Origin of the sequence: Acidisoma sp. (genome assembly GCF_965199065.1) — a bacterium.
Taxonomy (GTDB): domain Bacteria; phylum Pseudomonadota; class Alphaproteobacteria; order Acetobacterales; family Acetobacteraceae; genus Acidisoma.
Window position 1 is genome coordinate 974,439 of the sequence record NZ_CBDAQN010000001.1, and the last position, 14,030, is coordinate 988,468.

9 protein-coding genes are annotated in these 14,030 nt (G+C 64.8%); all 9 read left to right on the plus strand.

Features of this window, described 5'->3' with window-relative positions; translation table 11 throughout:
• Nucleotides 1–155: 155 nt before the first annotated feature.
• The 9 genes from hpnA to ACOEQ1_RS04635 all read left to right on the plus strand — a co-directional run bounded on the left by hpnA (nucleotide 156) and on the right by ACOEQ1_RS04635 (nucleotide 14,011).
• On the plus strand, nucleotides 156–1,160 hold the full coding sequence (gene hpnA / locus ACOEQ1_RS04595) for a hopanoid-associated sugar epimerase (RefSeq protein WP_419758039.1): 1,005 nt from the start codon (nucleotides 156–158) through the stop codon (nucleotides 1,158–1,160).
• Nucleotides 1,157–2,281 (plus strand): glycosyltransferase, encoded by a 1,125-nt coding sequence (locus ACOEQ1_RS04600; RefSeq protein WP_419758040.1) that lies wholly within the window; start codon nucleotides 1,157–1,159, stop codon nucleotides 2,279–2,281. The genes hpnA and ACOEQ1_RS04600 overlap by 4 nt, the downstream gene beginning before the upstream one ends.
• Complete coding sequence (gene hpnC, locus ACOEQ1_RS04605; RefSeq protein WP_419758041.1) at nucleotides 2,278–3,126, plus strand: squalene synthase HpnC; 849 nt, start codon at nucleotides 2,278–2,280, stop codon at nucleotides 3,124–3,126. The genes ACOEQ1_RS04600 and hpnC overlap by 4 nt, the downstream gene beginning before the upstream one ends.
• Nucleotides 3,123–3,995 (plus strand): presqualene diphosphate synthase HpnD, encoded by an 873-nt coding sequence (hpnD, locus tag ACOEQ1_RS04610; protein WP_419758042.1) that lies wholly within the window; start codon nucleotides 3,123–3,125, stop codon nucleotides 3,993–3,995. Before hpnC ends, hpnD begins: the two co-directional genes overlap by 4 nt.
• Entirely contained in the window at nucleotides 3,992–5,248 is a 1,257-nt protein-coding gene (hpnE, locus tag ACOEQ1_RS04615) for a hydroxysqualene dehydroxylase HpnE (RefSeq protein WP_419758043.1), read from the plus strand. The genes hpnD and hpnE overlap by 4 nt, the downstream gene beginning before the upstream one ends.
• 19 nt (nucleotides 5,249–5,267) lie before the next feature.
• Nucleotides 5,268–7,205 (plus strand): squalene--hopene cyclase, encoded by a 1,938-nt coding sequence (gene shc / locus ACOEQ1_RS04620; protein ID WP_419758044.1) that lies wholly within the window; start codon nucleotides 5,268–5,270, stop codon nucleotides 7,203–7,205.
• Between the two features lie 286 nt (nucleotides 7,206–7,491).
• Complete coding sequence (locus ACOEQ1_RS04625; RefSeq protein ID WP_419758045.1) at nucleotides 7,492–9,378, plus strand: tetratricopeptide repeat protein; 1,887 nt, start codon at nucleotides 7,492–7,494, stop codon at nucleotides 9,376–9,378.
• Between the two features lie 348 nt (nucleotides 9,379–9,726).
• Nucleotides 9,727–10,851: a hypothetical protein gene (locus ACOEQ1_RS04630; protein WP_419758046.1), complete on the plus strand. Its 1,125-nt coding sequence runs from the start codon at nucleotides 9,727–9,729 to the stop codon at nucleotides 10,849–10,851.
• A 1,393-nt stretch (nucleotides 10,852–12,244) separates the two neighbouring features.
• Nucleotides 12,245–14,011, plus strand: coding sequence for an ATP-binding protein (locus tag ACOEQ1_RS04635; protein ID WP_419758047.1), 1,767 nt, complete (start codon nucleotides 12,245–12,247; stop codon nucleotides 14,009–14,011).
• Nucleotides 14,012–14,030: the final 19 nt, after the last annotated feature.

Here is a 14,030-nt window from a genome sequence, read left to right on the forward strand (position 1 = left end):
GATGCTGTTCACGGCTTTTGTCCCGGATCAGAGCTTGCGCCCATAGAGCATGACCGCTTCAAGGTTGAACCGGCGTCTAGGGACGAAGGCTTCTATACCGGCGCCGCTTCGGCTCGCCAATTCGCTACAGACTGTAACTGCCGCAGGAGAGGCCATTGGCCCGCGCAAATCTCGCCTTCGTCACCGGCGCCACCGGCTTCGTCGGCGCCGCCGTCGCCCGCGCCCTGGCCCTCAGGGGCTTTTCCCTGCGGCTCCTCGTGCGCCGCGCCAGCGAACGCAAGCATCTGGCGGGGCTGGAGGCAGAGTTGGTGGAGGGCGACCTCAACGATGCCGTGTCGCTGACACATGGCGTCAAGGATTGCCGCTACGTCTTTCATGTTGCGGCAGATTATCGTATTTGGGTGCCGGAGCCCGAGGCCATGATCGCGACCAACGTCCGCGCCACCGAGACCCTTCTGCGCCTGGCTCATGCGGCGGGTGTGGAGCGTATCGTCTACACGAGCAGCGTGGCGGCCCTTGGCCTGGCGCCACGGGGCGCGCCGCCGGCCGACGAGAAGACGCCCATCACCTACGACAAGGTCGTCGGGACCTACAAGAAGTCCAAGTTTCTGGCGGAGCAGGTGGCGCTGCGGCTGTCCGACGAGGGCATTCCTGTCGTCATCGTCAACCCTGCGGCGCCGGTCGGACCGGGCGACGTGAAGCCGACGCCTACGGGGGTCATGATCCGCGACGCGGCGACCGGCCGGATGCCGGCGTTCGTCGATACCGGCCTCAGCGTCGTGCATGTCGATGATTGCGCCGAGGGCCATCTGCTGGCGCTCGAGCGCGGGACGATCGGCGAGCGCTACATTCTCGGCGGCGAGAATATCTCGATGGCCGAGGTGCTGGGGCTGGTGGATGAGGTGACCGGAAAGCCGGTTCGCCGGTTCAAGCTGCCGATCGGCCCCCTCATGCCGGCGGCGGTCGTCGCCGAACAGGTGGCGCGGGTGACGGGGAAGGAGCCGCGCCTGACCCGCGATCACCTCAAGATGGCGCGCAAGATGATGTATTTCTCATCCGCCAAGGCGGAGGCGGATCTCGGCTACACGTATCGCCCGGCGCGCGAGGCGGTGCGGGACGCTCTCACTTGGTTCGAGACGCACGGCTACCTCAAGGCATGACGATCCTCACGGTGCTCGCGCTGCTCGTCTGGTGCGGGCTGATCCTCTTTCACGGCCGCTACTGGCAGTCGGGGCCGATCCTGCCGCCGGTGCCGGAGGGCCTGACGCTACCGCCTGTCGATGTCGTCGTGCCGGCGCGGGACGAGGCGCCCTCCATCGCCGCCGCGATCGGATCGCTGACGCGGCAGGCGATGCCTAACGTCCGCATCATATTGGTCGATGACGGCAGCACCGACGGCACGGCCGATCTGGCGCGGGCTGCCGCCGAGGGTGCGCCGCATCCGCTGACCATCGTGCCCGGCGCTCCCAAGCCACCCGGCTGGAGCGGCAAGCTCTGGGCGGTGAGCCAGGGTCTGGCCGCCACCACCGCCGATCTCGTGCTGCTGACGGATGCCGACATCACCCATGAGCCGGACCATCTCGCCCGGCTGGTGGCCCGCGCCGAGGCCGAGGATCTCGACCTCGTTTCCGAGATGGTGCTGCTGCATTGCGAGAGCTTCGCCGAGCGGGCGCTGGTGCCGGCCTTCGTCTACTTCTTCCAGCTTCTCTACCCGTTCGCGCAGGTGGCGGACCCTCGCCACCGGATGGCGGGTGCTGCCGGCGGCACCGTGCTCATCCGCCGCCGTGCGCTCGACCGGATCGGCGGCATTGCCGCGGTGAGGGGTGCTCTGATCGACGACGTGGCCCTCGGCACCGCGGTCAAGCGCAGCGGCGGGCGCATCTGGCTCGGCCATACCACGCGCGCGCGCTCGATCCGCCTCTATCCGGAGTTCCGCGACATCTGGGCGATGGTCGCCCGCACCGCCTATGTGCAGCTTGGCTTCTCGCCGGTGAAGCTCGCCGGCACCGTGCTCGGCATGCTGGTGGTCTGGCTGCTGCCGCCGGCCGCCGCCACCCTCGGCCACGGGTTAACACGCTGGTTCGGGCTCGCTGCCTGGGTGCTGATGGCGGCAAGCTTCCTGCCGAGCCTGCGCCGCTACCGGCTCTCGCCGGTCTGGGCCCTCTTCCTCCCGCTCATCGCCCTGTTCTACATGGCAGCGACGGTCGGCTCTGCGCTCAACCACATGCGCGGACGGAGCGTTATGTGGAAGAACCGGGTCTATGCCGATGGTCAATCATGAGCGCTAGCGCCGCTGCCGACACTGAAAACGTCGAAAGCTGGTCCGGCAAGGGTCGCGGCGACGAGAACTTTCCCGTCGGCGTCATCATCCGCCCCGATCTCCGCCGCCACGTCCATGCCTATTACGCCTTCGCCCGCAACGCCGACGACATCGGCGACAGCCCCATCCTGCCGCCCGCCGAGAAGATTGCCCGTCTCGACCACATGGAGGCCGTGCTGCTGGGGCATCGGGAAGGCGGGTCGCCCAGCGCCGCCGGCCTCCGCGCGAGCTTGGCCGAAACCGGCGTCGATCCGCGGCATGCCACCGACCTGCTCATCGCCTTCCGCCGGGACGCGACCAAGAACCGCTACGCGAACTGGGATGAACTGCTCGACTACTGCCGCGTCTCCGCCATGCCGGTCGGGCGCTACGTTCTCGACGTGCACGGCGAATCGCCCGCGACGCACGCGCCCTCGGATGCGCTCTGCGCGGCGCTTCAGGTGCTCAACCATCTCCAGGATTGCCAGAAGGATCTGCATGACCTCGACCGCTGCTACCTGCCGCAGGACCTCATGAGCGCCTCGGGAACGGATGTCACCGCCGTGTCGGGCAAGGCCGAGACGCCCGGCCTGCGCCGTGTCTTCGACGCGCTGCTGGATCGTTGCGACGCGCTCAATGCCGAGGCGGCCGCGCTGCCGCGCCTGGTCCGGGACCGCCGTCTGCGGATCGAGACCGGCGTCATCGCGAGCCTCGCCCGCCGGCTCACCACGCGGCTGCGGCGGGGCGATCCATTGGCGATGCGGGTGAAGCTCACCAAGACCGACGCCGTTCGCGCGCTGCTCGGCTCGCTGGTCCACGCCCTATGAGCCTGGCGAAGCTCCCGCAGCCGCCGCTGGGCGCGCTGCCGGCCGATCTCGAATTCGTCGAGGGGCTTGTGAAGCGGTCCGGCTCGTCCTTCTACTATGGCATGCGTATGTTGCCGCCGGACCGGCGCGCCGCCGTCTACTCCATCTATGCCTTCTGCCGCGTGGTCGACGATATCGCCGACGAGCCCGGCTCTCTCGTAGCCAAACGTGAGGCGCTCGACGGCTGGCGCGACCGGATCGCGGCCCTGGCCGAGGGGCGCGCCGACGATGGCCTCACCCGCCTGCTGCTGCTTTCGACGCGGAAATACGATCTTCGCGGCAAGGATTTTCTGGCGGTGATCGACGGCATGCAGATGGATGCCGAACGCGAGATTGTCGCGCCCCCGCTGGCGACGCTCGACCTCTACTGCGACCGTGTGGCGAGCGCCGTGGGGCGGCTCTCGGTGCGGGCGTTCGGGGATGCTTCCATGGCCGCCGACCGCGTCGCCTATTGCCTGGGGCGGGCGCTGCAGCTCACCAACATTCTGCGCGACATCGGCGAGGATGCCGAGCGCTCCCGCCTCTATCTTCCGCGCGAGTGGCTGGCGGAGGAGGGCGTGCCGCCCAACCCGCTCGCGGCACTGAAATCTCCCGGCTTGCCGCGCCTCTGCGAACGTCTGGCGGCACTGGCGCGCGACCACTATCGCGGTGCCGAGGAGGCTATGGCCGCCTGCGACCCGCGGGCAATGAAGCCGGCGCGGATGATGGCCGCGCCCTATCGCGCCTTGCTCGCCCGCATGGAGAAGTCCGGCTTCCGTCACCCCGAGCAACGGGTGCGACTTCCGGCCTGGCAGAAGGCCTGGTTCGGCTTCAGGATGATGACGGCTTGAGCGCTTCCCGAGGGCGCGTTCATGTCATCGGCGCCGGGCTGGCGGGGCTGTCGGCGGCGATGGCGCTGGTCGAGGCCGGGCGCGCGGTCACGGTTCACGAGGCTGGCCCGGCGGCGGGCGGTCGCTGCCGCTCCTACTTCGATCGCGAACTTGGCTGCCGGATCGACAACGGCAACCACCTGCTGCTTTCCGGCAATGCCGCCGCCATGCGCTACCTCGACCGCATCGGCGCGCGCGACAGCATGGTCGGTCCGGCCGCACCTGTCTTTCCCTTCATCGACCGCGCGGACGGTGCCCGCTGGGTGCTGCGGCTCGACCCCGGGCGGCTCCCCTTCTGGATCTTCGATCGCAAGCGGCGTGTGCCCGGCACTGGCTGGCGGGACTATCTGGCGCTCCTTCGGCTTCGTGGAGCCCATGGCACCGTGGCGGAGGCGCTCGGCGGGGCCGGACCGCTCTACCGGCGACTGCTGGAGCCGCTCGCCATCGCGGCTTTGAATACAGCGCCCGACGAGGGGCTCGCGTCGCTCATGCAGGCGGTGGTGGCGCAGACCCTGGGCGCGGGTGGCGCCGCCTGCCGGCCACTCGTGCCGCGCGAGGGCCTTTCCGAAAGCTTCATCGACCCCGCGGTCAACTGGCTTCGCGAGCGTGGGGCGGATGTGCGATTCGGCCGCCGGATGCTGGCCCTCGAACGGGCCGGCGATCACGTCTCCGTGCTGAACTTCAGCGATGGGCCGGTTCCCCTTGATCCGCACGACAGTGTCGTGCTCGCCGTGCCGGCGCCCGTCGCCGCTGGTGTCTTGCCCGGGCTTGCGGTGCCGGATGCCTTCGAATCGATCCTCAACCTGCACTACCTCGCCGATGCCCCGGAGGGGGATGCGCCGTTCGTGGGCGTCGTGGGCGGGGTCGCCGAATGGGTATTCATCAAGCCCGGCATTGTCTCGGTGACCATCAGCGCCGCCAACCGGCTGGCCGATGTGTCGGCGGAGACGCTCGCGGCCCAGGTCTGGCCCGACGTGCGTGCCGCCTGTCCGTCATTACCCGAGGCCATGCCAAGCTTCCGGGTGGTTCGCGAGAAGCGGGCGACGTTTGCCGCTACCGCAGCGCAGCAAAAACGCAGGCCAGCGGTGGACGGCGCGGGGCTTGCCAACCTCGTGCTCGCGGGCGACTGGACGGGGACCGGCTTGCCAGCCACGATCGAGGGCAGCATACGCTCGGGAGAGTCCGCAGCCCGCTTTCTCTTGAGGCATGTATAAGGCGACGATGCCGCACGACATGAACTTGGACACCGCGCTCGCCAGCGACGACCTCGAAGCCGCCATCGACCGGGCGGAGCAGGCGTTGCGGGGCCACCAGCAGCCGGACGGGCATTGGGTGTTCGAGCTTGAGGCGGATGCCACGATCCCCGCCGAGTACGTGTTGCTCGAGCACTACCTCGACCGGATAGACAACGAGCTGCAGCCCAAGATCGGGGTCTATCTGCGCCGCATCCAGGGCGAGCACGGCGGTTGGCCGCTCTATCATGGTGGGGCTTTCAACCTCTCGGCAAGCGTCAAGGCTTACTTCGCGCTGAAGGCGATCGGGGACGATCCCGCTGCCCCGCACATGGCGCGGGCGCGTAAGGCGATCTTGTCGGCGGGCGGCGCGGAACGAGCCAATGTCTTCACCCGCATCCAGCTGGCGCTGTTCGGCGAAGTGCCGTGGCGCGCCGTGCCGGTGATGCCGGTCGAGATCATGGGGCTGCCGAAATGGTTCCCCTTCCATCTGCTCAAGATCAGCTACTGGTCGCGCACCGTCGTCGTGCCGCTGCTCGTGCTCATGGCGCTGAAGCCCCAGGCACGGAACCCGCGCGGCGCTACCGTGCGGGAGCTTTTCGCGACACCGCCGGACCTCATCACCGACTGGATCAGGGGGCCGTATCGCAACGGCTGGGGCCGCTTCTTCAAGACGGTGGACGCCGTCATGCAGAAGGCCGAGCCTCGCTTCTCCAAGGAGCGCCGCCAGAAGCACATCGAAGAGGCGGTGCGCTGGGTGGGCGAGCGCCTCAACGGCGAGGACGGCCTCGGCGCGATCTACCCGGCGATGGCCAATTCCGTGATGATGTACGACGTGCTGGGATACTCGCCGGACCACCCGCAGGCGGCGATCGCCTGGCAGTCGGTGCGGAACCTTGTCACCGTCAAGGACGAGGAAGCCTATTGCCAGCCCTGTTTCTCGCCGATCTGGGACACCGGCCTCGCAGGGCACGCGATGGCCGAGGCGCAGGGTCCCGGACCGGGGCTGGGCGTCGCCGACGTGGAGCGCGCGGCGGCCTGGCTCGTCGAGCGCCAGATCACCGAGGTCCGGGGCGACTGGGCGGAGATCAAGCCGGACATCCCTCCCGGCGGCTGGGCCTTCCAGTTCAATAACGACCACTACCCGGATGTGGACGACACCGCGGTGGTGGCGATGCTGCTGCACCGGAACGGCGATCCGGCTCACGCGGATGCGGTCGAGCGGGCCCGGCACTGGATCATCGGCATGCAGAGCCGCAACGGCGGCTGGGGCGCCTTCGACGCCGACAACAACCACGAATACCTCAACCACATCCCGTTTGCGGATCATGGCGCCTTGCTCGATCCGCCGACGGCCGACGTGACGGCGCGTTGCGTCTCCTTCCTGGCCCAGCTTGGCCACGTCGAGGACGCCCCGGTCATCGCCCGGGCGATCGCGTATCTCCGCCAGGATCAGGAGGCGGAAGGCTGCTGGTTCGGCCGCTGGGGCACGAACTACATCTACGGCACCTGGTCGGTGCTCTGCGCGCTGAATGCCGCCGCCGTCTCGCCTGACGACCCGATGGTGCGGCGGGCGGTCGATTGGCTGGTCGAGAAGCAGCGGCCCGAGGGCGGCTGGGGCGAGGACTGCGCCAGCTACGAGGGGGCGCCGCCTGGCGAATACACCGAGAGCCTGCCCTCGCAGACGGCATGGGCCATTCTGGGTCTGATGGCGGCCGGGGAGGCGGACCATGCCGCTGTCATGCGTGGTGTCGCTTGGCTCGCGTCCCAGCAGAAGGTGGACGGCGAGTGGGAGGAGATGCCGTACAACGCGGTCGGTTTCCCCCGCGTCTTCTATCTCCGGTATCACGGCTACCGGCTATTTTTCCCGCTGATGGCGATGGCCCGGTTCCGTAATCTTCGCCAGGGCAACTCGCGAACCGTCGCCTGGGGCTTCTAGTCCGGCTTAGACTTCCAGATCCGCATTGTCTTCGGCGGCTCGTCAACCGACGATATTTTCACTCAAGTAAAGATTTCCGACGGTAGAGCGCCGCGAACTCCATGGTCGCAGGCATGTTTTCCGCATCGAAACCGGTTTTGGAGTGCACGGCGAAACGGTAAAGTCGTTGCAGGGATGTACGGGAATACGTTAGTCTTGCTCCCGAGGCGTTGAGCAGCCGTCGCATGCGAAGGCTTGAGGGTCATCGTCGACAAGCGTGGCGCGCTCAACATCGGAAAATATCGGCATGGCTGCGGACGGAACGACCATTCCCAAGACGACCGCGCGGCAGGGCGATCAGCCCATCACCGCACCAGCTGACGCCGCAACTGCGCTTGCCATTGCCGAAGACCATCGCCGCGCCCGCCGGTTCCACGATGCTGAAAAGACGCTCGTCGACGCCATCAGGACGTTCCCCGACCACCCGAGCCTGCTGACCTGTGCCGCCTGGGTCGCACATCAAAACGGCGACCATGCGGAGGCGCTCGAACGTTGGGCGCTGGTCAGGGTCGTCGTCCGCACCAAACCGGTGGGCTGGTCGGCCGCGGTCCAGGTCCACCAGAAGCTCGGTCAGCATAATGCCGCCGACGCTCTCGCCATGGAGGGCCTGGACCGCTTCCCCGCCGATGCGGCGCTGCTCGTCAATCACGCGTGGACGGCGCATCACGCACGCCGCTGGCAAGCCGCCGCGCTGCGCTGGCAGGCCGTGCGTGAACACGTGCGGGATGGCAAGCTCGGCTACGTGCAGGGGGCCAACGCCTTGCGCGAGGGCGGCGACGTTGCTGGGGCCGATGCACTACTGGGGGAGGCACTGCGCCGGTTTCCCGACGATGGCGAGTTGCTGACAAATGCGGCTTCCCTGGCGAGCCAAGGGCAGGACTGGACCCAGGCTTGGCGTCGTTGGCGCGGCGTCCGCGTCAAGTTCCCCGATGCCCGCGTCGCCTACTTGCTCGAAGCCCGAGCGCTTTTCCGTCTCAAAGCCTTTGAGGAAGCCGAGTTGGTCGCCCTGGCCGGCGCGAAGCTGTTCCCCGGGGATGGGGAGCTTGTGCTGGAGGCAGCCCGTTGCGCCTCGCGGATGAAGAACCATGCGACCGCGCTGGCGCGCTGGGAGCAGGCCTTCAACCTCGTGCCGCACATCCCCTCCGCGGGGATCGGTTACGCCGAGGCGCTGACCCGATCGGGAAACGGGGAACGCGCTGATACGTTGCTCGCCGAACTTGACGCGCGCTTTCCAGCCGATGCTGCAACCGCGATCGCCTTCGCACGCCAGGCGGTGGACCTCGGGGATTGGGCAGCGGCAGAGACACGCTGGCGCGCCGGCCACAGAAATCATTCGGGTAACCGTGCCTTTGCAGCCGCCGCCAATGACGCTGCCATGAGGGCGCTGCTCCATGACAAGGCCGATCTCGCGGGCATGCTCGGCCACTTCGCCGGCACCAACCTGACGCTTGTCGGAACGGCCGGCACCAAGCCAGGAGAGGCTGCGGAGATCGAGCCTCGCGCGCTGTTCATGTCGTTCGAGTCACTCGGCTACAACTGTGAGTTCGGCATCGTGCAACGACATTTTGGCGCCGAGCCGCTGAGCTTGCTGCGCTGGACCGCGACCGAGCCTGACGTTCTTGCCGACGCGTTGAACAACCAGCTGGACGGCGTCGGCCTGCCGGAGAACACGCGCATCGTTCTTGATTCCGACTATCGGACCAAGGACACGCGATACTCCATGCTGATGCATACATTCATTCTGCCTTCGCAGGCGACACCCGAGGAGCTGTTGCCGAAGTTCTGCAAACGCCTGCAGTACCTTCGCGCCAAGCTCCTCGACGACCTCCGCGCCGCCGAGAAGATCTTTCTGTACAAGGCCGTCGAGCCGATCACGGACGAGCAGTTGATGCCGCTGTGGCAAGCGGTGTCGGCCTATGGGCCGAACACGCTGGTGGTTGCCCGGATCGCCGTGCCCGGCCACCCGCCCGGTTCCGTTCGCGTGGTGGAGCCGGGGCTTATGGTCGGCTACTTCGACCGCACCTCTACGACCGACCCGTCCCTGGAAGTATGGCTCGAGATCTGTCGCCGCAGCCACTCGATATGGCAGGCGTCAAAAGCAGCGGTCACGGCCCCGCTTGCGGCACTTGCCTAGATTGAGAGCGACCCTCAACTGCCGGTGAAGGCCTGACACTCCGGCGCCCTTTCCAGATGTCCGGAAGATCGTTCCGTGAAGTTGATCGGAGCACGCGCCACCGTATTCCTTGGCGACTGCGCGATGCGCCGCATCCGCAAACAGACCCAAATAGGGCTTGATAACAAGGAGAACTTGGAAGAACCTGAGCTTTTTCGTGATCGGCGACGAATGAACGCTCGACCGAAGATTGTTTGACGCGCGACCCCAAAAGCCGACAGGTCAAAAGTGTTGGCAGGGGAGGAGATTGGCATCGATGTCGTGCGTCATATCGCGTCGTAAAAGACCGTCCACAGGCATAACGTAATCATGCTCTCACAAGCCGATGCCCAAGTTCTGGACGCTCAGATCAACACTCACGCTCTCAAAGAGGATCCCGGCCACCACATCGGCGCCATCGACGAGACCTCCATAAGCGCCGCCGGCGGGTGGTTCACGGGGTGGGCTTTGGAAAGAGCGACCTCGCGGCCGGCTGCCGGGCTCATCGTTAAATCCGCTGTGGGTTCCATCGTTCTCAAACCGAACTCCAACCGCAGTGATCTGCTGCGGGGCTTCGGACCAGACGCTCTTTTCTGCGGCTTTCGTGCGGACATTCCCTTGGGCATCATTCCGCCGATTTTCGCGCCCGACATGAAATACTACGCCTTCGATGGCAACACGGTCATAACGCCACTCCCGGTGACGAAGACAAACGACAAGCTGTCGCTGATACAGATCAGGACAGAAGCCGATTTCTACCGGCTGGTGCAGACACCTTCCACCCGGATAGGCGATGCGGCAACGATCACGCAACTCTCCCTCCATGCTTTGTCGCGCAGCGAGGGCAACTATGTGCTGGCCGCGGCGGCCGCCTGCGTTCTGGGCTATCGGCTTCTCGAAGGCGAGCCTCCGGCGGAGCACCAGCGAAGCATCATCCTCACCGCGATAAACAGGCTCTTGGGGGAGACCCCAGAGATCCCCCGTGGTCTTTTTTTGCGCTGGCATACGTCGCTGCGGCTTGTGGCGGGTTACCTCGCGTTCCAGGCCGGAAACGATGAGCGTGCGCTCACTCATTTCAGCGATATCGTCAATTACTTCCTTGACCTCAAGAGGTGGCCGCAGGCGCTGACGAACATCCTCATCGGCATTTCGATCTCCGGCTTCCTGCAGTATGAGAGGGGCGCGATCACGATGGCCATCGACACCTGGAACCGCGCGGAGGATGTCCTGCGCTACGGGGCGAGCGTTTCCGAGTTCCAGAATTTCTACGCCTATGGGGAACTGGGCAATGCTGTCCAGGTCGCGCAGTTCTGTCATACTGCCGCACTTTGCGCGCGAAGCGGCGGCACCCTGAACGATCCTTCTGTGGCGCCGCTCAACACCGGGATTGATATCAGGAAGATCGTAGGGCCGATTAGCCGGCTCGCCGCGGAGCGTCGCCGCGTCAGCAACTAGAGCGACATAGTTACAACGCCTCAACAGATGCGGCTATAGTCGTTACCTGATCATCCTCATCCAGCCTAGTCAGCTTCGCGTGGATGATTATGGCCCGGCCGATTGCTGTGAATTGACTTAATCAGGATAAGACCGGGCTTACGCGAGGGGATCGTCTTGTCAGGCGCAGATAATAGCCCTCTAATTCTGGAACCAGATCGACTGACTTGATCTGTCGTGGTAATGAGGTGGAATTAGTCGCAAACTGATGCAAGCGTTCTTGACGGACAGAAACTCGATTCAAGGAAGTGGATTGTGGAAGAGCAGCTAGTACAAAGAATTAAATGTCACCCTGCTTTCGAACGTCTGGGAAATTTGGATCTACCTGGTTTCACCTTACCCAAGGGCAATTTCTCGCGATACAATCCAGACGACACTCACGATAAACGTACGCTAGCCACCTTCGGAATACGGGTGTCTGGCAGCCTCGGGGGAAATAGCGAGGTCTATGTAGAACCTGCAATGGCGGGCGCAAACTTGGAACTTCGTGGCATCGGGCTGGGTGGGAATGTCGTTGTTCTGTCGCCTAAATGTCGCATCAAGGGTTCTATAGTCTTCGAGGGAACAAAGCACATCTTCATTGCCGGAGGCTGTCCGACTTCGAGCAATGTGGCTGCCGTATTTCGTACTGAAGAGTGCGGAATATTTCTTGGAGAGGAGACATCGTTTGGTGGAGCCGCTTTCTGGGCTGAGGGGCCGAAAGTTGGAATCTTCGTAGGCGACGGATCAATGGTCTCCTGGGATGTCAATCTGAGGACATCGGACGGGCACGGGATAGTTGATCTCCTAACGATGAGTAAATGTAATGAACATAAATCTGTTATTATCCGACCTCATATCTGGCTTGGAATGGGAGTCACTGTATGTCCCGGCACTGAAATCGGAAGTGGTGCGATTGTAGGAATGCACTCTGTCGTGACTAGAAGCATCGACCCTTGCACTCTGAGCATTGGAATACCCGCCAGATTGCACCGGTCGGGCGTGTCCTGGACGAGGCGGGCGATCCCGAAGTCTGGCGACCTAGATGCCTTGAGCAAACTTCCGGCGGTCGCAAGCTTCTTACAAGCCAATCGCGATCAAGCCAAGCCTTTTGAGGCAGGCCCTAGTTAGACTGCACCTGTTCACCTGCGGAGCTATCCGTTGGAGCCGCATTTACGGAACGAGCAAAAGCGAGGGGTGTCGGGGTGTTTGGGGCTCACCGGAGGCCGCAGAAACCCTGGCATAGTCCCGCCCCTATGAAATCTGTTGCGCTGCAACAGAATTTGATGCCAATCAGCAAGGAGCCGGACGCAGACCTAGACCTTGAGCGTCGTTAGAGCCGTGCATTCCCTCAGCTGAAAGACCTGGAGCCAGAATGTCCGATAGTTCCGTCATCGCGCCGCTCAAGGTCGCCAACGAGGCTTTCCTTGTCTCAAGCATGATCGAGCGCTGCCCCAAGACCATGATGATCCGAGAGTTGGTCATGAACGGCCTGGAGGCTGCCGCCCATGCGTTGCCGGGCCAGCGGAAGGTCGTCATATCGGCTCGCATGCATGAGGGCGCGCGCAAGCTATGCATCTGGAATACCGGCCCCGGCCTCAACGCGGCCGAATTGCTGCAGATCACGGACCTTGCCTCGTCGCTACGCAAGCAGAACAGCCTTGATCAGAACTTCGGTATGGGAGCGAAGGTCGCGTCGCTCCCGTCGAACCGTCACGGGCTGCGCTTTCGTTCCTGCGTGAAGGGGCGGGTCAGCGAAGTAATGATGGGCTACCGCGAGGGAACCTATGGCCGCTTACGCATCGGACCCGAGCGGATGGAGGTGGCCGACGCAACGGAGGCTTGCATAGCCGACGGTGATTACGATCTTGCACTTGATTGGACGGAGGTGCTGCTAGGCGGCAACAGCGCCGACCAGGACACCGTCGCCGCGCCCTATGGCGCGACCCTGAAGGCTGAACCGGATTGGATGGACGCCTATCTCGAAAATCGTTTCTTTCGCCTGCCGTGTGGTGTCAGTCTCACCCTGATGCCCGAGATCTGGGGCGGGACGGCGCCGCGCACCATGATCGGCCTGGACGACCGGCGCGACGAATTCGGCCGCACCGAGACCCGCACCACGCCAAGCGGTGTGAAGATACATTATTATTACGATCCAGCCGAGGGCGAGAACACTAAATCCGCCAAGGGTGCCATCGCCACCACCGCCTCGCGCAGCGCGATCGTCTACCGAGACGAACTCTACGATGTCCGGACCGGCCACGGCTGGCTGCAGGACGCGCCGATTTTCGGCATCCCCTTTGGCGCCAGATACATCTCCGTCTTCGTGGAACTTCCGCACGACTATCTTGTTTGGCCCGAAGCCTACCGGCAGTTCCTGCGCTTCCGCGGCAATGACCAACGGCAGGTGCATCTGACTGAGTTTAGCGCGCTGGTCCGGAGCTACATGCCAGCGTGGCTCGCCGAGATCATCCGCAGCTTCGGCCCCGGGCAGGCAAATTATCTCGACGAAATCGGCGACGAGCTGAAGGCGTTGCTCGCCTCGCTCGGTGTTCGGCCGACGGCCCAGACACCGGTGCCGGGTGCGCCCGAACGGCCGGCACCGACGACCGAGGTAAATCGGAAGCCTGCCGGCATCCAGGCCGACCAGCAGCCGCCGCCGCAAGCGCCGCCGCCCAAGCCGAAGCCCCCGGTCTTCGAACGGCCTCCGGAGATCATTGGTCTCCGCACGCCAGAGCAGATCCAGGAGCGGGCTCTCGAAGGCCGCGCGGCCAAATTCTATCCGCAGTCGCATCAGATTTTCATAAATCTTGCTTATCCAGCTGTGCTGCAGATGGCGGACGCCCTCCTGGCCGAGGGGGAGGCGCCGCCTGGCGGCATCGGGGAGGAAGCCCGACGCGTTGCGACCCAGACCGCGGAATGGGCGCTCACCAAGCGCATTTCCCGCGCAGTCGTGTATACCTTGTCCAAGAAGGCGATCGGCTGGCGGCCTGAGGAGGTTTCGCGCAGTCAGTCCACCGAAAGCCTCAGCCTGGTGGCCGATGATTGGGCGGCCGCGATGGACATTGCGCGTGCGCGGTATCAAGATCAGTTCGAGGCCGGAATGCCTGACAGGATCCGGCTTCAGGCTGTGGCGGCGTGAACGTCACGAACGCGCACGC

Excerpts from the sequence above, each read along its gene's own strand:
- ACOEQ1_RS04600 (WP_419758040.1), top strand. The coding sequence starts at position 1,157 with ATGACGATCCTCACGGTGCTCGCGCTGCTCGTCTGGTGCGGGCTGATC.
- hpnC (WP_419758041.1), top strand. The coding sequence starts at position 2,278 with ATGAGCGCTAGCGCCGCTGCCGACACTGAAAACGTCGAAAGCTGGTCC.
- hpnD (WP_419758042.1), top strand. The coding sequence starts at position 3,123 with ATGAGCCTGGCGAAGCTCCCGCAGCCGCCGCTGGGCGCGCTGCCGGCC.
- shc (WP_419758044.1), top strand. The coding sequence starts at position 5,268 with ATGAACTTGGACACCGCGCTCGCCAGCGACGACCTCGAAGCCGCCATC.
- ACOEQ1_RS04625 (WP_419758045.1), top strand. The coding sequence starts at position 7,492 with ATGGCTGCGGACGGAACGACCATTCCCAAGACGACCGCGCGGCAGGGC.
- ACOEQ1_RS04630 (WP_419758046.1), top strand. The coding sequence starts at position 9,727 with ATGCTCTCACAAGCCGATGCCCAAGTTCTGGACGCTCAGATCAACACT.
- ACOEQ1_RS04635 (WP_419758047.1), top strand. The coding sequence starts at position 12,245 with ATGTCCGATAGTTCCGTCATCGCGCCGCTCAAGGTCGCCAACGAGGCT.